The organism is Nocardia alni (assembly GCF_019038435.1).
GTDB classification, from domain to species: domain Bacteria; phylum Actinomycetota; class Actinomycetes; order Mycobacteriales; family Mycobacteriaceae; genus Nocardia; species Nocardia alni.
The window spans coordinates 60,171-81,259 of the sequence record NZ_JAGPOX010000015.1; the positions used below are offsets into that span (position 1 = coordinate 60,171).

Annotated in this window: 13 protein-coding genes and 1 pseudogene; 7 read left to right on the top strand and 7 right to left on the bottom strand. The window is 65.5% G+C overall.

Annotated elements, in window-relative coordinates:
• Positions 1–207 precede the first annotated feature (207 nt).
• From JZ791_RS46460 to ligD, 5 genes and pseudogenes are all read right to left on the bottom strand, one after another.
• A pseudogene (locus JZ791_RS46460) lies at positions 208–507 on the bottom strand (SDR family oxidoreductase); the annotation flags it as partial.
• A complete protein-coding gene (locus JZ791_RS08710) occupies positions 407–1,909 on the bottom strand; it encodes a bifunctional 3-(3-hydroxy-phenyl)propionate/3-hydroxycinnamic acid hydroxylase (protein ID WP_216893684.1) in 1,503 nt (500 codons plus the stop codon). The pseudogene JZ791_RS46460 and the gene JZ791_RS08710, both read right to left, overlap by 101 nt.
• A gap of 13 nt (positions 1,910–1,922) precedes the next feature.
• The gene (locus JZ791_RS08715) at positions 1,923–2,093 is read right to left on the bottom strand and encodes a hypothetical protein (protein WP_216893685.1); all 171 of its coding nucleotides are present in this window, start codon (positions 2,091–2,093) and stop codon (positions 1,923–1,925) included.
• A gap of 90 nt (positions 2,094–2,183) precedes the next feature.
• Positions 2,184–3,113 carry a glycine/sarcosine/betaine reductase selenoprotein B family protein gene (locus tag JZ791_RS08720; protein WP_216893686.1) on the bottom strand — a complete coding sequence of 310 codons (930 nt, stop codon included), beginning with the start codon at positions 3,111–3,113 and terminating at the stop codon, positions 2,184–2,186.
• 212 nt (positions 3,114–3,325) lie between these two features.
• Positions 3,326–4,276: a non-homologous end-joining DNA ligase gene (ligD, locus tag JZ791_RS08725; RefSeq protein WP_308162848.1), complete on the bottom strand. Its 951-nt coding sequence runs from the start codon at positions 4,274–4,276 to the stop codon at positions 3,326–3,328.
• 251 nt (positions 4,277–4,527) lie between these two features.
• On the opposite strand from ligD, the gene JZ791_RS08730 reads away from it, so the two are divergent.
• Positions 4,528–5,433, top strand: coding sequence for an SUMF1/EgtB/PvdO family nonheme iron enzyme (locus tag JZ791_RS08730; protein WP_216893714.1), 906 nt, complete (start codon positions 4,528–4,530; stop codon positions 5,431–5,433).
• Between the two features lie 34 nt (positions 5,434–5,467).
• Positions 5,468–7,807 carry an arylsulfatase gene (locus tag JZ791_RS08735; protein WP_216893687.1) on the top strand — a complete coding sequence of 780 codons (2,340 nt, stop codon included), beginning with the start codon at positions 5,468–5,470 and terminating at the stop codon, positions 7,805–7,807.
• Positions 7,808–7,883: 76 nt separating this feature from the next.
• On the opposite strand, the gene JZ791_RS08740 is transcribed toward JZ791_RS08735, so the two are convergent.
• Complete coding sequence (locus JZ791_RS08740) at positions 7,884–9,335, bottom strand: DUF1254 domain-containing protein (RefSeq protein ID WP_308162849.1); 1,452 nt, start codon at positions 9,333–9,335, stop codon at positions 7,884–7,886.
• Between the two features lie 1,071 nt (positions 9,336–10,406).
• Between JZ791_RS08740 and JZ791_RS08745 the strand changes: the two genes are divergently transcribed.
• From JZ791_RS08745 to JZ791_RS08765, 5 genes are all read left to right on the top strand, one after another.
• The gene (locus JZ791_RS08745; RefSeq protein WP_216893689.1) at positions 10,407–15,533 is read left to right on the top strand and encodes a type I polyketide synthase; all 5,127 of its coding nucleotides are present in this window, start codon (positions 10,407–10,409) and stop codon (positions 15,531–15,533) included.
• A 119-nt stretch (positions 15,534–15,652) separates the two neighbouring features.
• Positions 15,653–16,666, top strand: coding sequence for a ketoacyl-ACP synthase III family protein (locus tag JZ791_RS08750; RefSeq protein WP_216893690.1), 1,014 nt, complete (start codon positions 15,653–15,655; stop codon positions 16,664–16,666).
• Between the two features lie 48 nt (positions 16,667–16,714).
• Entirely contained in the window at positions 16,715–17,788 is a 1,074-nt protein-coding gene (locus JZ791_RS08755) for a nucleotide disphospho-sugar-binding domain-containing protein (RefSeq protein ID WP_216893691.1), read from the top strand.
• A 12-nt stretch (positions 17,789–17,800) separates the two neighbouring features.
• Positions 17,801–18,715 carry a phytanoyl-CoA dioxygenase family protein gene (locus JZ791_RS08760; RefSeq protein WP_216893692.1) on the top strand — a complete coding sequence of 305 codons (915 nt, stop codon included), beginning with the start codon at positions 17,801–17,803 and terminating at the stop codon, positions 18,713–18,715.
• Positions 18,716–18,918: 203 nt separating this feature from the next.
• Complete coding sequence (locus tag JZ791_RS08765; protein ID WP_216893693.1) at positions 18,919–19,866, top strand: alpha/beta fold hydrolase; 948 nt, start codon at positions 18,919–18,921, stop codon at positions 19,864–19,866.
• Between the two features lie 413 nt (positions 19,867–20,279).
• Here the strand turns inward: JZ791_RS08765 and JZ791_RS08770 are convergent, their stop codons facing one another.
• Positions 20,280–20,603, bottom strand: a complete 324-nt coding sequence (locus JZ791_RS08770; protein WP_216893694.1) for a hypothetical protein — start codon at positions 20,601–20,603, stop codon at positions 20,280–20,282.
• Between the last annotated feature and the right edge of the window lie 486 nt (positions 20,604–21,089).

Sequence of the window (21,089 nt, forward strand, 5' to 3'; positions counted from 1 at the left end):
GCCCGATGACGGCGGCCACCTCGATCTCGTGGTCGAACGCGGCGCGCTAGGTAGACCAGGTGCATTCCGGCGTCCACGACAAGGTTCTCGCCGTTGACACCCGGGTAGGTCAACAGGAAGGGCACGGTTGCGACGATGTCGTCGGGAGCGGGCAGCCGTTTGACCGGCGTGCGCTGGCGCCTCGAAGAACTCGGCGAGGACCGGGTCGGCGTTGTCGATTGCCTCGGTTCCATCGACCGAGTCGGGCATGACGGCGTTCACGCGCACCGGAGCGATCTCGACCGCGAGTGAGTTGACCAGGCCGAGGATTGCGGACTTGGCCATCGACATCGTCGTGGACCCCGGTGCGGCTCGGCCGGTTCGAACCCCAGGCCGCGCGCTCCGCCGATGACGAGGAGGTGTGCGTCTAGGACGCCGGCACGGTGGTCGGCAGCAGCGTGGTCGCGAGTGTGGCGACCAGGGCGTCCAGTTCGGTCGCGTTGCCGGCGGCGCCGAAAAGGTATCGATCGGGCCGCACGATCACGGCCGCTGCTCCCAGACCGGTCACCCAGTCCCGGACCTCCCCGGAGAACTCGTCGAGGACATGGGTGCCGAGCGACTCGAGCAGCGCCTTGGTCCGGTCGGTGGTCCCGGACAGGACCGCGGGATCTCCCACCACGGCGAAGCGGTAGCCCACGACGTCGTCGAGGAGCCGGCCGCTCGCTGTCCTCGGCTGGGCGCTCAGCGTTCCGGCGAGTTCGTTCGTATCGCCCCGGACACCTGGGCCCAGACGCGGGCGCAACGCCTCGGCCCGGAGCACGGGCGGGTCTTCCTCCGACGCCACCAGGGCCTCGATCTTGTTCGCCAGCAGCGCGGACAGCGTCGTATACGCGTCCACATGCGGTCGGCGCTCGGTCTCGTAGGTGTCCAGCAGATCGATCGGCGAGTCGCCCCGAACCACCCGGCCGAGCTTCCACCCGAGATTCGTGGCGTCCCGGATGCCGGAACACATCCCCTGCCCCAGGTGGGGCGGCATGGTGTGGGCGGAATCCCCGGCGAGCAGGACCCGGCCGGCGCGCCACGGGCTGGCCGTGAGCGACCGCCACTCGTAGACGTCGCAGCGGAGCATCCGGTACTCGTCCGGGCTGAACCACGGCGACAGTACTTCGTAAGCCTTCTCGGTCCGGGCGAAGGCGGCCGAATCGTCGTCCGGGCGAAGCATCAGCTCGAACCGCAGGCGAGGCCCGGCGATCCGCGTGAACGTCAAGGGATTTCGGATCGCGCCCTGGATGAAGGCATCGCGGCCGGGGGGAAGATTGTCCTTGGTGACGAGCGGAATGATGTCGACGATCAGTGAGCGGTGGGTCGCCTGGTGATCGATCTGCGTGCTGCCCATGTACTCGCGCACCCCCGATCTGGCGCCGTCGCAGCCCACCACGAATGACGCCCTGATCCGGCGATCCTGGCGGGTGGCGATCTCGCGGAGGTTCACCAGTACGCGGTCGCGCGCGTCCTCCAGCCCCGTGACCTCCCAGCCGAAGTACGTGCCGGCCTCGGCGTAGTTGTGGGCGTGACCGCGCAACACGGCCTCGAAGTCGGGCTGGTGGAACATGTAGTCCGACTGCCACCCCTGCTCGGTGAGGCCCCGGTTCATAGCCATTTGCATCACGATGCGCCACTCGGAGTCGTAGTGGCGGTAGGTGCCCACCAGCGAGAAGGTCTTCTCCAGGTGCTGCACCCCCAGTGTCTGGAACGCCCTCATCGTCTCGTCGTCGACATGCGTCGCACGCGGACGGGCCATCGGCATCCGGCCGCGGTCGATGACGGCGATCCGGAGACCCTCCAGCTCGAGGAGACGACCGAGCGCTAGACCTGTTGTCCCGCAGCCAATTACGGCGACATCGACATCGCCGTCGACTGTGCTGTTCATATCGCCCTTCTCCTCAGCCGAGGCTGAACTTGTCGGTGAGCAGGCTGAAGTTGAGCTGGACGGTTCCCTCGTTTCTTATCCCCTGGAGGGTTATGGCTGGTTCGTAAACGGCGACATGGGATTTCAACGTCCGATTGGTGACCGCCTCCAGGACGGTGAGGCCGCCGGTTTCGGCCACGGTCACAAAGGGGGCCGAGACCCAGAGCGCTCCGTCATTCCACCGGGGACCTTCGCCCAGGGTTAGTCCGGCGCTGTACAGGGTGATGCCTCCACCTCAGCAGGCACACCGGATGGCGAACTCACGCTCGTTCCCACCACCCAAGACCTGCTTGTGGGCCTTCGCATTCGCCAAGGCGGCGCCGCGGATCGCGTTGTCGGTGCGGTAGAGGTCCGCGACGAGGTCTTCCCAGTCCCGGTTGCCGTCCGCGGCCCACTGGAACGGCAGCCGCTTCAGCGCCCAGTCCGGTCCGGCCTGCTCGGCGTGTTGCAGTGCGGCCGTGACGATCTCGCGTTGCTGGGCTCTTTCTCGCGGCCGGCCGGCCGGACAGCCCAGCGGGAAGTCGAGGAAGGAGGCGCGCGGCGGCTTCAGGTGGGTTGCCTGCTTGTAGAGGGTGGTGATGCTGGCGGTCGGGACTCCCCGTCGTTCGATCGCGCGGGCCAGGACCCCGAAGGCCACGTGGCACTGCGGGCAGAACGGCACGGTCAGCACCAGGTCGGCGCCCATGGCGGTGAATTCCTCGGCGATCCGGGGAGCCACCTCGGTCGCCAGCTCGTCGAACTGGCTGATCGAGCCGACCATCGACACGGCGTTGTCCGCGTACCGGCCGATCACGCCGTCGCGTTCCAGGTCGAGCATGGTGTCCCTGGGGTAGGCCACGTTGGGGTCGGCGAGGGCGAAGGCGCGGATCGGCGTCATGTGCGCGATCAGCACGTCGTCCAGTTCGCGCTCCCTGGGCAGCAGCCGGTACGACAGATCGCTGTGCTGCCCGAGTCGCGGCTGGTCCGGGAAGTAGGCGCCGCAGGAGACGAGCAGCCCGATCGTGGCCTCACGCAACGGAACCCGCAGCGGTGTCAGTTCGGGGGCATCGAAATCCGGCAGCGGCTCGGGCTCTATACCCAGCACGTTCTTGAGCAGCTTGTCCGGGTCGAACACCGGGAAGCCGGGGCTTTCGAGGCCGGAAGCGATCTGATCGACATCTGTCATGGTTCTCTCCTCGGAAAGAAAGCGGCCGAATATGATCGAACTTTATTAGCCGTGCCACCTCCCACCGAGCCGTTGGCCGAAGGCGCAGGTGTCAGTTGGCGAACCGCGGTCCCGGCCTTGGACCGCGGTGTCGCGGCGGCCCGGGACTCAACTCGGCTGCACTGATCTCGGCTGGCTGGTTGCGGGGATGTCGGTGGCCACTGCTTCGGGCGCTACGGTTGAGGTTCCCGAAAGACTTGTCGCGGTGTCTTGTCCGGGCGTAGCCCGCGCCAGACAGGGTGCCGCAGTCTGCCGTCGCTGGTCCATTCGGTGAACGACACCTCGCCGACCAGGCGGGGTTCGACCCAGATGGCGTCGGGAACGTCGGCCTCGACGGTCGGTGTTCTGCGTTGCAGCGGTTCGAGTTTCGCCTTCAGGTCATCGAGCGCCGCTCGAGTGAACCCGGTGCCGACGTTGCCGATATAGATCAATTGTCCGGTGTCGTCGTGGATTCCCATGAGCAACGAGCCGATGTGTCCGGTCCGGCGTCCGGCGCCCGGCCGCCAACCGGTGATCACGATTTCCTGCTCGTGGACGTTCTTCACCTTGGTCCACAACGGGCTGCGTCGCCCGGGGAGGTAGGGGCTGTCGAGTCGCTTACACACAATCCCTTCGAGCCCAAGGCGTTTGGATTCTGCGAGCACCTCGGCGCCGGGCCCGTGCAGCCGGGGTGGTACCTGCCAGTGCGGCCCCTGCAGGTCGAGTTGTTCGAGCAATTCTCGCCGCTGTCGATACGGCAGGTCGATCAGGGACCGGGTGCCCACATGAATGAGGTCGAACACGAGGTATGTCGCGGGCGCCGTGCCCGCGAGTTCCCGGATCGTGGCGGGATGGCGTTGATGCATCCGTGGTTGCAGAGCCTCGAACGATGTGCGGCCCTGACGGTCGAACACGACTATCTCGCCGTCCACCACGAAGGGCGGCGAGGCAGGAGCCGGTCCGGCCAGCTCGGGCCAGGCGGCGGTGATCGTGTTGCCGTTGCGCGAGACCAAACGCAGCTCGTCCTCGACGTATCCCAGGGCGCGGATGCCGTCGAATTTCACCTCGTAACTCCAGCGCTCGTCGTCGCTGGGCAGTTGCCCGGCCATCGCCAGCATGGCCGCATACCGCGGCAACGCGCTCACACTCGCCTCGACACCACGACCAGCCCTCTCTGATGATCCTGGATGCTGTCGGATACTCACGGCAATGATACCGATCGGTCTTATTGTCGGCGTGAGTCGGTCGTGGGCGTAATGGGTAATATTCAGCTACCAGTCGGTTGCGGTGCGGAACATCAGCTCTTAGTCATGAGATACGGTAGATTCGTTCAACTTCTGAGGCGGGAGAATGCTATGGGCAACTCTTGAGCGTTGTAGGCGTCATGCGGAAGAACATGGTTCGTCTCGCCGGAGGCGAGGGTTCGATGGGGTCCGTGGACTTCTTCCCGGAAGAGCGTCCTGTGCGTCGGGTCGTGGTGGAGCCGTTCTGGATTGATACGCATCCGGTGACGAACACGGCTTTCCGCCGGTTCGTGCGAGAGACCGGCTATGTGACGGTGGCCGAGCGTGAACTCGATCCCGCCGATTTTCCTGGCGCCCGTGCCGCGGATCTGGTTCCCGGTGGACTGGTGTTCCGGCGTTGTGATCGGCCGGTGCCGTTGGATGACTGGCGGAGGTGGTGGGGATATACGCCGGGGGCGAATTGGCGTCATCCGGTGGGGCCCGACAGCGATTTGACCGGCCGCGACCAGCACCCGGTGACACAGGTCGCCTACGACGATGCCGCGGCATACGCCGCCTGGGCGGGCAAGCTGCTGCCGAGCGAGGCGCAATGGGAATTCGCCGCGCGCGGGGGCCTGGATCGAGCGACCTTCAGTTGGGGTGAGGAATTCGCGCCCCGGGGCCGGCGCATGGCCAACACCTGGCTGGGGCGGTTCCCGTGGGAGTTCCTGCCCGGGCGAGGTCAAACCGACCAGCCGGGAACCACGAAGGTCGGGACCTACCCACCCAACGGTTACGGATTGTTCGACATGACCGGCAACGTGTGGGAGTGGACCGTGGACCACTTCGGGCCCCGCCCGGAGGCGGGATCATGTTGCGCACCGCATGCCACACAGGGCGACACCGATCGCACCCCACCGCCCGAGGCCGGCCAGGGGCATCCGCGGCGGGTGATCAAGGGCGGTTCCTACTTGTGCGCCCCGAATTACTGCCTCCGCTATCGACCGCCCGCGCGTCAAGGCCAGTCCGAGGACACGGCCACCTGCCACCTCGGATTTCGCTGCGTCCTACCCGACTGAACACCACCAATCGACCAGGTGTGAGGAGTTCGCGATGACCGCAGAATTCGCCGGGGAGATCGCTCACGACGTCCGGGATTCGGTGCCGGACTGGGCCCCGTACGTCGAACCGGCCGCCCCGGACGGGGCGCCGAATGTGCTCTATATCGTGTGGGACGACATGGGCTACGGGGCCTGGGACGTATTCGGCGGCCTGATCGAGATGCCGAACATGCGCCGCCTGGCCGATTCCGGGGTGAAGTTCTCGCAGTTCCACACCACCGCGTTGTGCTCGCCGACGCGCTCATGCCTGCTGACCGGGCGCAGTGCGGGCACGAACGGAATGACGGTGGTGGGCGAATTCGCCGACGGATTCCCGAACTCCTCATGCCTGATCCCGCCGGAGAACGGATTCATCTCCGAGGTGCTGCGCGAGCGCGGCTACAACACGATGGCGATCGGGAAATGGCATCTGTCCCCGGCCACCGAGATGTCGATGGGCGCCTCCAAACGAACCTGGCCGCTAGCCCGTGGATTCGACCGCTTCTACGGATTCCTGGGCGGGCTGACCGACCAGTGGTATCCGGACCTCTGGTACGACAACCACCAGGTCGACGCGACCGCCACTCCTGCCGAGGGCTATCACTTGTCCAAGGATCTCGCCGACAAGGCGATCGAGTTCCTGGCCGACTCCAGCGCCACCGCGCCGGGCAAGCCGTGGATGATGTACTTCTGCCCCGGCGCCTGCCACGCACCGCACCACGTATTCCGCGAATGGGCCGACAAGTACCGCGGACGATTCGATCAAGGGTACGAGCACTATCGGCAGACGGTACTGGCTCGGCAGAAGGAACTCGGCCTGGTCCCGGACTCGCTCGAGCTGCCCGTGATCAACCCGCTGGCCGACGAGACCGGCGCGGACGGCACCCCGTGGCCGATCTCCGACATCGTCAAACCCTGGGACGAGCTGACCGACGACGAACGAGCGCTGTTCATCCGGCAGGCCGAGGTGTACGCCGGATTCGCCTCCTACACCGACGCGCAGGTCGGCAGGCTGCTGGACTACCTCGAGCACACCGGCCAGCTGGACAACACCCTGATCGTGGCGATCTCGGACAACGGCTGCTCGGCCGAGGGCGGACAGGAAGGCTCTGTCAATGAGAACCGTTGGTACAACGGAGTTTCCGAGAACATCCAGGAAAACCTGAAGGTACTGGACGAACTCGGCACCGAGACCACCCATCCGCACTTCTCCAACGGCTGGGCGATGGCCTTCAACACCCCGTTCAAGATGTACAAGATCAATGCTGCCTGGGAGGGCGGCACCGCCGACCCGATGATCATGTCCTGGCCGCGCGGACTGAGGGCACGCGGTGAAGTCCGCCACCAGTACCTGCATGCCATGGACGTGGTGCCGACCATCTACGACCTGCTCGGCATCACCCCGCCCGACACCGTGCGATCGGTGCGGCAAACGCCGCTCGAGGGCGTCAGCATGGCCGGTATCCTGCACGACCCGCAGGCGAGCTCGCCCAAGCACAGCCAGTTCTATTCGATCTTCGGAACCCGCGCGATCTGGCGAGACGGCTGGCACGCCAACGTGATTCATCCGCCGGCCCCCAGCGGCTGGTCTCATTTCGATCAGGACAAGTGGTGCCTGTACCACCTCGAACAGGATCGCAACCAGCTGCGCGACCTCGCGCAGGACGAACCCGGGCTACTCGCCGAGCTGCGACAGCTCTGGGAGTCCGAAGCCGAGAAATACCACGGATACCCGCTGGACGACCGGACCGCGGCCGACCTGGCCCAGCTCGATCAACCCAGTGTCGCGGGCAAAGCCGGACGGATGGAACTGTTCCCCGGCGCCTCCGAGGTGCCCGAACGGTCCTTCCCGATCGTCGGGCGCTCGTTCTCGGTCACCGCCTCGCTCACGATCACCGACCCGCGGCCCAACGGCGTGATCTTCGCCGGCGGCGGACGCTTCGGCGGTCATTCGCTGTATCTGATCGACGGTGTGCTGCACTACGTCTACAACTGGCTCGGCGCGATGGAGCAGAAGCTCACGGCCCCAACGCCTTTGCCGAGCGGCGCGGTGATCGTCGGGATGGAGTTCCACAAGGAGGGCATCGACGGCCCCTCACCCACCGGCACCGCAAGCCTGCACATCGATCGTGACATCGTGGCTACCGCCAAAATCAAAGTCCAGCCCGGATACTTCTCCCTGACCGGAGAGGGCTCCAACATCGGTCGCGACCGCGGCCAAGCCGTCAGCGCCGACTACTCGACCCAGTTCCCGCTCACCGGCGCCACGATCGGCAGCGTCGTGGTCACCGCGGGCGACGACGTATCCCTGGACTACGAACGCGAACTGGCGGCCATGTACCAACGAGACTGATCTCGAACTGCAACGTTCGGAGATTTGTCTTGCCCGGCAATGCAATTGGTTCGATCGGCTACCGGACTATCGGTTTCTATTGCACGGGAACGAAATCGGGCATTGTGAAGGTCTTGTTGTCGAATTCGGCGGTGGGACCGTAGAAGCGGATCGCGGGCAGAGGTCGCTTGCCCGCGGTCGGGATCCAGTTCGATTCCATGCCCGCCGGTGCGGTCGGACCGACATAGAGGGTGACCGAGCCGTTGGGGTTCGTGTGCATCTTGTCCAAGTCGTAGCTGGACAGGGTGGTGCGGGCGGGGTCGGCGTAGATGAATCCGAAGGTGGCGCGGTCGTAGACGGTCAATGCCCAGAACTGCTCGACCGGCATCCGTGCGGGGATGTTCACCTTGTAGGTTTTGCCCGCTTGCAAGGGTTTTCCCTCGGAGTCGGCCATCGCCATCATGTACTGCGTGGCCGGGTTGTCGGTGAGGACCTTGGGGACGTAGGTGCACCACATGAATTGCGCGGCCCGGCCGAGGATGTCGATCTTGTCGTCGTATTCGTAGTCGAAGGTGTGCTTGTCGTCGGCCATCATCAGCGAGGCGTAGTGGCGGTCGGGCCAGTAGAACCGTTCCGCGGGCAGGTGATCGAAGTAGTTCTGCAGGTAGTACCAGACATCGATGGCGGCTTGGCGCATGGCTCGTTCGGCGGTGTCGTCGGGATGAAACGGCCGGCCCCGCACGATGCCCAGGGATTCCAGGGCGCCGATCATCTGTTTGTCGATCGGCCTGACCGGTTCGGCGCCGACGATGTCGTTCAGGTCGTAGAAGAAGCGTTCGTCGTAGAACGGGAGCGTGGGGTACCGGTCCCCGACCGGGTCGACGAAGTTCTGCGGCGGTGGGGTCGCGGCCTGACTCAGCGGATACATGCGCAGCCGGTGCGAGTAGTCGAATGCGTCCTTCTGCGTCTTACCGGGCGCGACGATCGACCGGAATGCCAGGGCGACACGGTAATTTGGCGATGAGATATGCAGGTGACCTGCGGGAATCTCGCCGGTGTAGCCCGGTGGCGTGAACAAGTACTTGCCGCCCTTACCCTGGTCCACACCCTTCGCGCCGACATCGGCGATGGTGGACTGCCAGGCATCGACGACCTGTCCGTACAGTTGCCCGTCGGGTCCGGCCGGGGGGACTTCCAGCACCACCGGGCCTTGCCGCAGGTCGGTGTACGCCGCGATATAGGGGGTGGAGCTGTTGGGTGTGATCGCCTCCAATCCTGGGCCCGCGGTGGTGGAGTAGGCGATGATGTCGTTGTCCCGCATGTGCAGGTCCTCGAACGCCGCGCCGCGCAGCCGGTAGATCGCGACGGCGGGCATCGCCCACAACACCGCCTCGAACGCCCGCTGATACTTCACCTGATAATCGAAATCGGCCTGCGACGCCTGCGCACCGTGCGGTGGCTGACCGCCCAGTGGCTCGCCGGTCGGATGGCCGAGCGGGTGATACGGCGAGGGTTCGTCCTGCTCGGGCTGATCCTTGTACGCACGCACAATGCCTGCCTCTCTCGCCGGGACATCGAGATAGTCACGTACCGCACCCGTCGACATTGATATTAACTGAATAGTTGCTATGTTGAGTACGCTCCAGCCGTGCGGCGCATTGACCGCCGCCGATCTTGTCCCCTCGATCTGGCAGTCGGGTCCGCCGACGTGTCCAGAACCGGTGGGGATCACGGCTGGTATGCCCCGGTTGCATTGGGCGAGTGCCTGGGCATCGGCGGCTTGCGGGGTGGACGCATTCCATGCGGCCCCGCTGTGACCGGCACTCGGCGAATCCGACTACCGCACAAGTGGTCACAGCATAGGAGAGAGTCGATTTCATAGGTTTGTGCCTTACTCGAGGGGGAGACATACTTCGACCGAGCCCTGGTACCTGCGTTGCCGGGGTTGATTCCTGTTGCGGCAGATCGCATTACGCGGTCACGGCAGCCGGGGGTATGGCCGCAATGGTCCATGTAGTGGGGTTTCATCGAGTGTTTGCATGGTCGTGCATTCGGCAACGCGGGCTGCCCATCCCGCGTCGTGCCTGAACAGGCTCCAACGCAACACTATTGGTGAATGACATCAGATGATCGGGCCATCGCCGCGGAGGGGAGTGTGGTCGGCCGGTGGGTGTTCGAATGCTCGCATGATTCGCGAGTGCTTTTGCGGCGGAGAGTATTTCTGTTCAACACAACTGCCGGTGCCGCGAGAGTCGGTGTGGCCGCGGATATGTCGTAGGCGGTGGAGAGGGACTCCGGAGTCGGCGAACCAGGTGGGACCGGTGTGGCCGAGGCTGCGGCGGACGTGACTTGTATCACTAGATTGACCATAACGCTACACTGTGATACGTTACACTGAGTAATGGTACGTTACACTAAATGATGGCAGATAACGGGCTGTGTCGGAACAGTTCACCGCCATTCGCCTCGTCCGTCGTCGACTCGGAACTGTGTTACAGAGATGCCCATTGTCACTTTTGCTCATTACGACGAACCGCTTGTACCGGGTGCAGCTCGTTACTTTTGCGTAAAAGATATAGACCTATAAGACTTTCTGCGGTAGACGTTGAGAGGGCTGAAAATGCGTGAATCGTTCGCTGCTACCGAATTGAGTGCGCCGCCGATTGCCGTGGTCGGGATCGGCTGTCGATTACCAGGGGATGCCAATAATCCGGATGCCTTCTGGGATTTGCTGCGCAATGGCGACAACACCACGTCGGACATTCCGGCGGACCGCTGGCGGTCTTATGCGGAACTCGGCGCCCGGCACGCCTCGGTACTGCGGAGTACCGTGCGCCGAGGCAGTTTCCTGAATGGAATCGACGGGTTCGACGCGGACTTCTTCGGGTTGTCGCCGCGCGAGGCGGAACTGATGGACCCGCAGCAGCGAATCCTGCTCGAGGTGGCCTGGGAGGCGTTGGAGCACGCCGGCATTCCCCCACGTTCCCTCGCCGGCAGCGACACCAGCGTGTTCGTCGGCGCCTGTACCGACGACTACCGCCGCCTGCTGCTCGAAGATGTGGTCCACATGGACGCCTGGAGCGGCATCGGTGCGGCTCGATGCGCGGTGGCCAACCGGATATCGCACGTGTTGGACCTGCGTGGGCCGAGCCTCGCTGTCGACACGGCGTGCTCGGCATCCCTTGTCGCGCTGCATCTGGCGTGTCAGAGTCTGCGCTCGGCGGAAAGCGGCCTGGCGCTGGTGGCGGGGGTGAATCTGCTCCTGTCCCCTGGAGAGACCATCACCCTGGATCTCGCCGGTGCGCTCGCCGCCGACGGACGCTCCAAGGCGTTCGACGCCACCGCCGACGGCTATGGGCGCGGTGAAGGCTGTGGGGTGGTCGTGCTCAAATTGCTCGCCGACGCTCAGCGCGACGGCGACCGAGTGCTGGCGGTCGTTCGCGGCAGCGCGGTCAGCCAAGACGGTTACACCAACGGGATCATGGCGCCCAACGGCGCCGCGCAGCAAGACGTCATGGCGCTCGCCTGCCGGAACGCCGGCGTCGATCCGCGGACCGTCGGGTTTGTCGAGGCGCACGGAACCGGAACTCTGGTGGGCGACCCGCAGGAGGCGGCCGCGCTCAGCGCCGTGTACGGCGTCGACCGTGCCGACGACGGCTGCTTCATCGGCTCGGTGAAGGCCAACATCGGCCACCTGGAGGGGGCCGCGGGCGTGGCGAGCGTCATCAAGGCCGTGCTCGCCCTCCGGCATGCCGAGATCCCTGCCAGCCCCTTGGTGTCCGTACCGAACCCGGCAATTCCATGGCAGGACAACGGTTTACGAATTGCGACAGAACACATCGAGTGGCCGCAGACCGCGCAGCCGCGACGGGCGAGTGTGTCCGGATTCGGTTACGGCGGCACCATCGCGCACATCGTCCTGGAACAGGCTCCGGCCGAGTCGTTGCCGCCGCGATCGGATGAGGTCTCGGGCCGGCGGATGTTCGTCCTGTCCGCCGCCTCCGAGGAGGCGTTGCGTCGTCGAGCCGACGATCTCGTGGGCTGGTTGTCGGCGCGGCCGGGGGAGATCCCGCTAGATTCGCTCGGACGCACTTTGGCAATTCGGCGATCCCACCTCGAGCATCGCGCGGCTGTGATCGCCTCGGGCGAGGCCGATTTGATCGAGAAGCTACGCGCGCTCGCCGAGGACGAACCAGCGAACGACATAGCGACCGGCGTACCGCTTCCGGGCCGCGACGAGGGTCTGGTGTGGGTGTTTTCGGGACATGGCTCGCAGTGGATCGGAATGGGCCGAGAGCTGCTGGACACCGAGCCTGTCTTCGCGGCGGTGCTGGACGAATTGGCGCCGGTGTTCGCCGAGGAGATCGGTTTCACCCCGCGGCAGGTGCTGGTGGACGGCGAACTCGATGAAGTGAGCCGGATTCAAGCGATGATCTTCGCGATGCAGGTCGGCCTGGCCGAGGTGTTGCGAAGCTACGGGGTCACCCCGGCCGCGGTGATCGGGCATTCGGTCGGTGAGATCGCCGCGGCGGTGGTCGCGGGCGCGCTCGACCTGACGGCTGGAGCCCGGTTGAGTTGCCGTCGTTCGACGCTGTTGCGCCGGGAGGCGGGATTGGGCTCGATGGCCATGGTCGGCCTTCCCTTCGCCGAGGTCGAGAACCGTCTGGCCGGCCGTCCCGGGCTGTCCGCCGCGATCCACTCCTCGCCCACGTCCACCGTGATCTCGGGTGACCCGGACGCGCTGAATGCCGTTGTGGGCGAATGGCAGGCGCAGGGCGTGGTGATCCGCCGTGTGGCCTCGGACGTGGCGTTTCACAGCCAGCGGATGGACACACTGGCGGCCGAACTGGCCGAGGCTGTCTCCGATTTGCGTCCCACGCCGCCGCGGATACCGATCTATACCACCGCGCTGCCCGATGCACGGACCGTTCCGCTGCTCGACGGTGCGTACTGGGCCGCCAACCTGCGCAACCCGGTGCGACTTGTCGACGCGGTGGTAGCGGCGGCCGGCGATGGGTACCGCGCCTTCCTGGAGATCTCTCCGCACCCGGTGGTGACGCATTCGATCAGCGAAACGTTGTCCGAGCTCGGGAAGGAAGACGTTCTCGTCGATGGCACGATGCGGCGCGACGAGTCCGAACAGCAGAGATTGCTGTCCACCCTGGGCACGCTGCATTGCCACGGTTTCGCGATCGAATGGTCCCGGTTGTATCCGACCGGCGCCTTGGTAGACGCCCCGGTGAACCCGTGGCGGCACCGCTCTTTGTGGTGGCGCCCGCAGCGCAGCGACGGCATTGCCCCGCAGCACGACCCGGACAGCCACACCCTGCTGGGCGCGGAGACCACCATCGCGGGTAGTCGGATTCGCGTGTGGCAGAGCGGCCTCGATGACAGCAACCGCCCTTACCCCGGAAGCCACAGCATCAACGGCGTCGAGATCGTACCGGCCGCGGTGTTCGTCAGTTCCTTCTTCGAGGCTGCCGCACCGGACTCGCCGCCACCCGCGCTGCGCGGGATCGCGATGCACAGCCCGCTGATGACCGCTGAGCACAGGCATATTCAGGTGGTGTGGGACGGCGACTCCGTCCGGTTGGCCTCCCGCGCCGAGAACGCGGACCTCGACTGGGTGACGCATGCCGAGGCGACGGTCGCGGAGCCACCGGGGGAGCTGCCGGGTCCGCCCATGCCGGCCACCCCGCTGGGAAAGGTCCCGGTCACGGTGGTGCACGATCGGCTCAGCGCGGTCGGAGTCCCGTCGACCGGTTTCGAATGGACGATCGTGGAACTCCTGCGCGGTCGTGATGCATTGCGCGGCACGGTGACCTTCCCGCAGGAAGATCTGCCCACCTGGGCGCCCCTGCTGGATGCGGTGATGACCCTCGCGCCCGTCGCTTACCCGGGTGCGCCGGTGCTGCGCATGGTCGTCGAGGCGGATGAGATCACCGTGCTGGGCGAGCCGCCGCAGTCCGCCGTGATCGACATCGCGGTACGGGCGGACCGCCCGGATGCGGTGGACGTCACGGTCGCCGGACCGGATGGCACGATGCTGGCCAGGATCACCGGCCTGCGGTACGCGGTGATCGGCGGCGAGCATGCGGGAGTCGCCAATCAGCGAGCGCTCGTGCACGAACTCGTATGGCGTCCGTTGGAGCACGCGAACGGTTCGCGCTCGGACCGGCCGCTGATCCTCGTGGGCACTCGAGACACGCTGACCGACCACTTGATCGAACGGGCGCACTCGGTGGGGCGGACCGCTCGTCTGGTCGCCGACCTCGACCAGGCGGATCACCTCGCCGAGACTGACATTCTGCTGATACTTCCGGTGGCGGCGACGTGGGATGCCGCCGAGGCGCAGATCGGGTCGCTCAGCAGTGCCGCTCATCGGCTGGCAGAGACCGCTTCGGCCCGGCTGTGGTGCCTCACCACCGGCGCCGTGCGGACGGGAGCGTTTCCCGAGCCCGAGTTCGCTCCGGCCGGTGCCGTAGCCGCTGGGTTCATCCGCACGGGCACGGGCGAAGGCCGCGGAGGTCTCATCGACCTGGACGGCCCCGCTGTCGCCGAGCCTTCACGCACCGCGAGAATCGTGCTCGACCTGATCGATCCGGCGCTCGACGAGGCCGTTGTCGCGGTGCGGCAGGGACAGCCGCACGTGCCCAGGGTGGCCGGCGTGGCTGCTCAGCCGGCCCACCCGCCCGTGCTGTGCCGTCCCGAGAGCACCTACCTGGTCGTCGGCGGACCGACTCCGCTCGGCCTGGCGGCGGCGGATCAACTGGTCAAGCTGGGCGCGAGGCGAATCCTGTTCGCGATGCCCGAGCAATTCCCCGTGCGTGCGCAGTGGGAGTCCGTTGTGGACGAACGGGTGAGAAGCCAGATCGACGGTGTGCGGGCGCTGGAAGCCCGGGGCGTCACGGTCCGCGTGGTCGACCTCGACATCGCAAATCCGGCCCAGGTCACTGTGCTCTCGAATCCGGACTGGTACGGGTTGCCGGCCATCGGCGGAATAGTGTGTGTCACAGGCGAACCGCGGATCACCGACGGCGGTGCGCGGGAGGCGCGGTCAGCTTTGCGGTCGCGTGCCTACGGCCCGTGGTTGCTCCATGAGCTCTTCCCCGTGGGGACCTTGGACTTTCTCACTTTCTTCTCTTCGGGCGAGCAGGTGCTCGGTGTGCCCGTCGCACCGGCGGACGGCGCCGCATGCGCCTTGATCGACGCTCTCGCGGTGCACCGCGCCGAGCAGGGTGACCGTGTGCTGAGTGTGGGCGTCCTGGCCGGCCACGACATCAGCCCGGTCGACGCGGTAGCGGCCTGGGATGTGGCCGATCGACGGGGGCTCGGCGCCTGCCTGGTGTTCCAGAGCACCAGGCCGGAATTACTGGAACGCGGGCTGTCCGTGCTGAGCGAACTCGTCGCCTTGTCGGAGGGGTCGGTCGACACCGTGCAAGAAGCGGATGAGCTGGCCGCACTCGATCCGAAGGAGTTGCTGGACAAGCTCACCGAGGAGGTTCGGGCACATATCGCGAAGGAGATGCGTCTGGCTCCCAGTGATCTTTCTCCCTCGCGGTCGCTTGCCGAGCAAGGGCTGGATTCGATTCTGACCGTCATGGTGCGCCGGCGTTTGGAGAAGCGGTTCGAGTGTCGGCTTCCGGCCACGTTGCTGTGGCAAACGCCAACCGTGGATGCCATCGCGGAGCATTTGGCGGAATTGCTGTCTTCGTCCACTGATCCGCGATCTACCGCGGCCGTCTAGGGCCCGGGCAGTGCCGGTTCCGCCGCGTTCGTCGTTGAGCGCTCGGCCATTGCGGATTGTCATTCCTGCGGTGCGCTACCGGCCGTGGCGCGGACCATTCGAAGAATTGGAGAATCGTTATGCGAATCGCGGACGTCTACATCGCGGGAGTCGGCTCGGTCGTTCCGCCCACCATGACGGTGGAACGTGCGGTCGCGGACGGCCTTTATCCGGCCGTGGAAGCCGAGGTACACGGGTACCTGGGCGTTGCGATCGCGGGGGAGCGCCCGGCGCCGGAAATGGCGCTGGAAGCGGCTCAGGTGGCTGTCAAGCGTGCCAGCCTGACACCGACCGAACTCGCCCTGCTGATCTATACCAACACGTGGCACCAGGGCCCGGACGGCTGGCTACCCCAGTCGTACCTGCGGCGACATCTCGTCGGCGGCTCGGTGCCCGCGATGGCGGTCCATCAGGGCTGCGCCGGTATGTTCGACGCGCTCGAACTGGCCTGCTGCTACCTGCGCGCCGAGCCGGCACGGCAGAGCGCCTTGCTGGTGGCAGCCGACAACTACGGCACGCCGCTGATCGACCGGTGGCGGATCAATCCGGGCGTGATCGGCGGAGATGCCGCCGTAGCCGTCGCACTGTCCAAGGAACGCGGTATCGCGCGAATACTCTCGGTCTGCTCGATGGGTGTGCCCGAGGGCGAGGAGATACATCGCCGCGGAGAACCGATGTTCCCGCCCACCGTGACACTCGGTCTCGCGCAGGATTTCACCGCGCGGTTGAGTTATACCCGCGCCAACGGGCCGGACGGAATTCATCCGCTGACGCACCTGCCGGTTCTGCTGCGCGAACTGGTGGAGAAGGCGGTTGCGGAGGCCGGTATCGAGATCGGGGATCTGGCCAAGGTCGCTCATGAGGCCCACTCCGGCGAGGTGATCGAACACCGGATCATGGCGCCCCTCGGTGTGGAGATGAAGAAGTCGACCTGGAACTTCGGAAGGCGCATCGGGCACTGCGGTGCCAGCGACCAGTTCCTGGCCTTCGAAAATCTGATCGCCGGCGGCGAGGTGGGTTCCGGAGATCATGTGCTGCTGCTCGCGCAGGCGCCGGGAGTAGTGCTGTCGGCCGCGGTGGTCGAGGTGCTGTGAATGCGAGTATTGATCAGCACGTGGGGATGGCGCTCCCACTATTATCCGATGGTTCCCTTGATATGGGGCCTGCTGGCCGCCGGGCACGAGGTACGGGTCGCGGGTCCGCCGAATCTATTGCCTGCCATTACCGGCTCCGGAGTTCCCGGAGTCGCGGTTGGCCCGGACCTCGATTTCGCCGAATTGTTTCTCGCCAGCGCAATCGGTGCGGGGAGCGATGAAGCCGTCACCTCGGACGGCGCGGTCGCGCGCTGTGCCGAGGAAATGGTGAATGATCTCGTGGAATTCGGTCGGTTCTGGCGGCCGGACCTGGTGGTGCACGACCCGTTCAATCTGGCCGCGGCGGTGGCAGCGCAGGTATTGGACATCCCCGTGGTCAAGCACCTGTGGGCCGGCGACTTCACCGAAATGACCCCGGTCCAGGACGCGGTCGCGACCGGAGATCTGGTCCGGCGGTTCGGGATCGACCGGCTACGCGAGGACTCGGACCTGGTGCTGGACCCGTGCCCGCCGGCGATGCAACTGCCGCCGGGCCGCTCGCCACGCCGGCCCATCCGGTTCGTGCCCTATAACGGCGTCGCGGAACACCCACCGTGGCTGCGGTATCCGCCGGCCCGCCCACGGGTGTGCGTCACGTGGGGAACCCTGATGTTCGAAGTCGATGGTGTGGACCTGTTTCTGGCGCCGCGGGTGGTCGACGCGCTGGCCGAGCTGGACGTCGAGGTCGTGATCGCCGTTGATCCCCGGTCTCGCCCGCGATTCGGTTCCTTGCCGGACAACGCGCTGTTCGCGGACGCGCTCGCGCTGCACATGCTGCTGCCGAGTTGCCAGGCCGTCGTGCACCAGGGGGGTGCGGGAACGACCATGACCGCACTCGCCGCCGGGGTGCCTCAGCTGATCCTGCCGGCTGTGGTCGATCAGCGGTTCAACGCCACCCAACTCGCCGCGGCGGGTGGGGGAGCCATTGGAGCCCCGGACACGGTCACCGCGCAAGTGCACGAGCTGCTGACCGAACCGCGCTGGCGGGCTGGTGCCAAGGATCTGGCGGAGCACAACAAAACGCGTCCCAGCCCCGCGCGGGTTGCGGCCGAACTGCCCGAATTGCTGGTTTTCTCTCAATAAGGTTTATATCCAATGAACGAACCGATGAACAAGGCCGCCCTGGCGTACGAGACCGACGGATACGCCATCATCAGAGATGCGGTTCCTCCTGACCTGATGAGCGAGGTACGGGAACATGTCGATTGGCTCGTGGCGAAATATCCTGAGCTGCGGCCCGAGCATCTTCATCACCCATTGGTTCGCGATGACGCATTCTGGTGCAGGATGATTCTCGAGCCTTCATTGCTCGACATAGCCGAGGGGGTGCTGGGGTCGAATATCGCGTGCTTTACGGCGCATTACGTGTGCAAACCGCCTGTCGACGGTCATGCCGTCCTGTGGCATCAGGACGGTGCGTATTGGAAGCTCGATCCGATGGAAGCGCTGACAGTGTGGCTTGCAGTGGACCCCAGCACAACCGAGAACGGCTGTCTCCGCATTATCCCCGGCACGCAGAACCTGCCGCTTCAGGATATCTCGGAGCGACGTGACGTACCCAACCTGTTGTTCTCCTCGTGTGACCAAGGGGTGGTGGAGGAGATGATCGAACGTCACGGCGTTGTCGAGATAGAACTCCAGCCGGGCGATGTCTCGATCCATCATCCCAATGTCCTGCACTCCTCGTCGGCGAACACCTCCGACAAGCGGCGTTGTGGACTCGACATCGGCTACATGTCTGCGAATACCCGTCTCGCCAGTGACGGTGTGTATCTGAACCCGCTGCTGGCTCGCGGCAATGTTGCACGGAATATGAACACGTACCGCCCAATTCCCGAATACCATCCGGATAAGACCATCGAATTCGCCGGTTGCGACGACTGGAATCAGAGGATTCGCGCTCTCAACGATGCGAGTGGTGCAAGCTCGAATGAGCCTCCGAGTGAAAATCCGGTTGAGGCGGCCCTCCATATGGTCTCCCGGCTCGAGGACAGGACGACAGCCCGGTAGATGCGTAGTCCAGCATGGTCGGCTCTGGCCCACTCTCGGCATGCTGTCCCTCCGGAGACGCTGTGGACGGCTTGGGTGGCGAATCTGGTTGGGGCACCGGTCATGTGGAGGATCGGCTCGACGGGTTGTTCCTGGACTCCGATTTCGCCGAATGGTATTCCGGCCGACGGCAGGCCGGGTTTGTTCGAAAGGAAGGACCTGGAGTGGCTGACAAGCCAGGAAAATCGAATGGCAGTGCGACGTGGGAGCCTGGCCGGATATATACCCTGGACGTCCCCGGCGCGCGCCTGAGCTACCAGGTGTACGGCTCCGGCCCCTTGCTACTACTGATCCCGGGCGGGCCGGCGGGCACGTCGGTCTACGACGACATCGCGCCGGTGCTCGCCGAGCAATACACGGTGCTCACCTATGACCCACGCGGCCTGTCCCTGTCCACTGTCGACGATCCGAGCCAGGACATCACGGTCCAGACGCAGGCCGACGACGCGCACTTGCTGTTGCGCGCGGTGACCGGCGAACCCGTCTACGTGTTCGCCAGCAGCGGAGGGTCCAACACCGGCCTGGTGCTGGCGGCGACGCACCCCGAGCAGGTGCACACACTGATCGTGCACGAGCCGCCGATCGCCGAACTGCTGCCCGACCCCGAGGAGCACCGCGCCCACAACGCCGACATCTACCGGACCGCGCAGACCGTCGGCATCAGCGCGGCCGTGGGCATGTTCCTGCCGGACGCCGGTTTCAACGTGCCCGACGATCCGGACGCCGAGGCATTGGCCGCGATCGCAGCGATGCGAGAGCACTTCGAGGCATTCTTCGGCTCGGCGAACCTGAAGTTCTTCTTCGGCCCGATGTGGCACTCGCTCGCCGGCTACACACCGGATCTCGACGCGCTGCGCGCCATACCCGCGCGAGTGGTGATCGGAATCGGCACCACGTCTGTGGGCCAGTTCGCGTACCGGACCGCGGTGCTGCTCGCCGAGCAACTGGGCCTGCGGCCCGTGGTGTTCCCCGGCGATCACGGCGGAATGTTCGGCACGCCATGGGAATTCACCGCGCGGCTGCTGGAGGTACTCGCCGCGCAGCAGGATGAGACGAACGAGCCACCGAGGCCCATGGCGGATGGCGCCATCAGAGGCCAACTGCATCACTGAGCCGGTGCAGCGCAGACCAGTTCGCGGCACGGCCGAGCGTGCCGCTCAACCACAGCGCAAACCGGCTATATCCGTCGGATCCGGAACGTGGTCTGTTTCGATCGCACGCCGCGGCGCCGGAGTCGGCGGACATTGAGAGGTGTCCATCGCGACGAGTGTCAGATTCAGCGGACAGGTCGGCAGTTGGGCGCGCCCACCGTCGTAGACAACGTGAACGTATTTGGTATCGACACGGGCGATAACCCCGTATTCGACCTGAGAGCCGTGCGGCTCTCGATATAGCACCCGGTAGCCTCGTCGATAGCGAAAGGCGTCCAATGCCCTCGACCACTCGTCGTCGAGAATGTGCCCGATGACCGACTGTCCTCGACCCGCGCGATCACCGAGCCCGACTGGAGTGCGCGACCGAGTTGTCATGCCGCCATCTCCCATACCGTCGTCAGCGCACGGGTGTGTAACAGGTCCAGCAGGCAGATCTGCGGCGTAGCCATGCCGCGCAGATGACCTTCCGGTATTGCCACAGCGCTGGCTCTGGAACGGCGCAGCTCCCTGATCATGCTCATGAACTCCGCCGGTACGACCGACCCGGTGTCCGACTCATGGAATACCGTCGCCAGATCGAACCCCGCGGCTTCGGCGAACTCCACCACCTTCGCGTCCCATTCGGCCACGTCGCCTTCGATCAGGTCAAGACGAAGGTAGCCATACATCAATGGTCGTAACGATGCGTCGACCATGCCGCGCCTCCAAACTGTGTGTCCTTCCATCCACGAACACGCGGTGCTTCGTAGCCAACGCTCGTTCGTATCACTTGACTAGAAGTCTGCTCGGACAGGAACCCCCAGATCATCCGCCATAGCACGTACGTTGCAATCAACAGAACTCGTCTCGCACCGGCAAAATCGGGACGATTGGGCGTAGTGGGACATCTCGGGCGGCAGTGCCGAAGCGGGCGAGGAGGCAGCCCGGTCGAGCACGACGCGGTGGTCCGCCGGAACAACGCCACCGCAATCTACTGGGTGTGAAAATCGCACTAACAGAAGCTATTTCGTCATAGGTGCACCTGACTGGGGGTAAATGCCTCCGTAGGCGAGCTCACCCGAACGTGCCCGGCGGTCGGCAACATGTCCCCGACCGGCGGATCGCCGCGCACACTTCGTGGCGATTCGCCGAATGTCATGTTTGAGCGACGGTTTACGAGGCATTGCGTGATTGACACACAG

What these genes read in the sequence shown, in the direction of transcription:
- JZ791_RS08730 (WP_216893714.1), top strand. Translation starts at nt 4,528, where the DNA reads ATGGTTCGTCTCGCCGGAGGCGAGGGTTCGATGGGGTCCGTGGACTTC.
- JZ791_RS08735 (WP_216893687.1), top strand. Translation starts at nt 5,468, where the DNA reads ATGACCGCAGAATTCGCCGGGGAGATCGCTCACGACGTCCGGGATTCG.
- JZ791_RS08755 (WP_216893691.1), top strand. Translation starts at nt 16,715, where the DNA reads ATGGTTCCCTTGATATGGGGCCTGCTGGCCGCCGGGCACGAGGTACGG.
- JZ791_RS08750 (WP_216893690.1), top strand. Translation starts at nt 15,653, where the DNA reads ATGCGAATCGCGGACGTCTACATCGCGGGAGTCGGCTCGGTCGTTCCG.
- JZ791_RS08745 (WP_216893689.1), top strand. Translation starts at nt 10,407, where the DNA reads ATGCGTGAATCGTTCGCTGCTACCGAATTGAGTGCGCCGCCGATTGCC.
- JZ791_RS08720 (WP_216893686.1), bottom strand. Translation starts at nt 3,113, where the DNA reads ATGACAGATGTCGATCAGATCGCTTCCGGCCTCGAAAGCCCCGGCTTC.
- JZ791_RS08760 (WP_216893692.1), top strand. Translation starts at nt 17,801, where the DNA reads ATGAACGAACCGATGAACAAGGCCGCCCTGGCGTACGAGACCGACGGA.
- JZ791_RS08710 (WP_216893684.1), bottom strand. Translation starts at nt 1,909, where the DNA reads ATGAACAGCACAGTCGACGGCGATGTCGATGTCGCCGTAATTGGCTGC.
- JZ791_RS08770 (WP_216893694.1), bottom strand. Translation starts at nt 20,603, where the DNA reads ATGGTCGACGCATCGTTACGACCATTGATGTATGGCTACCTTCGTCTT.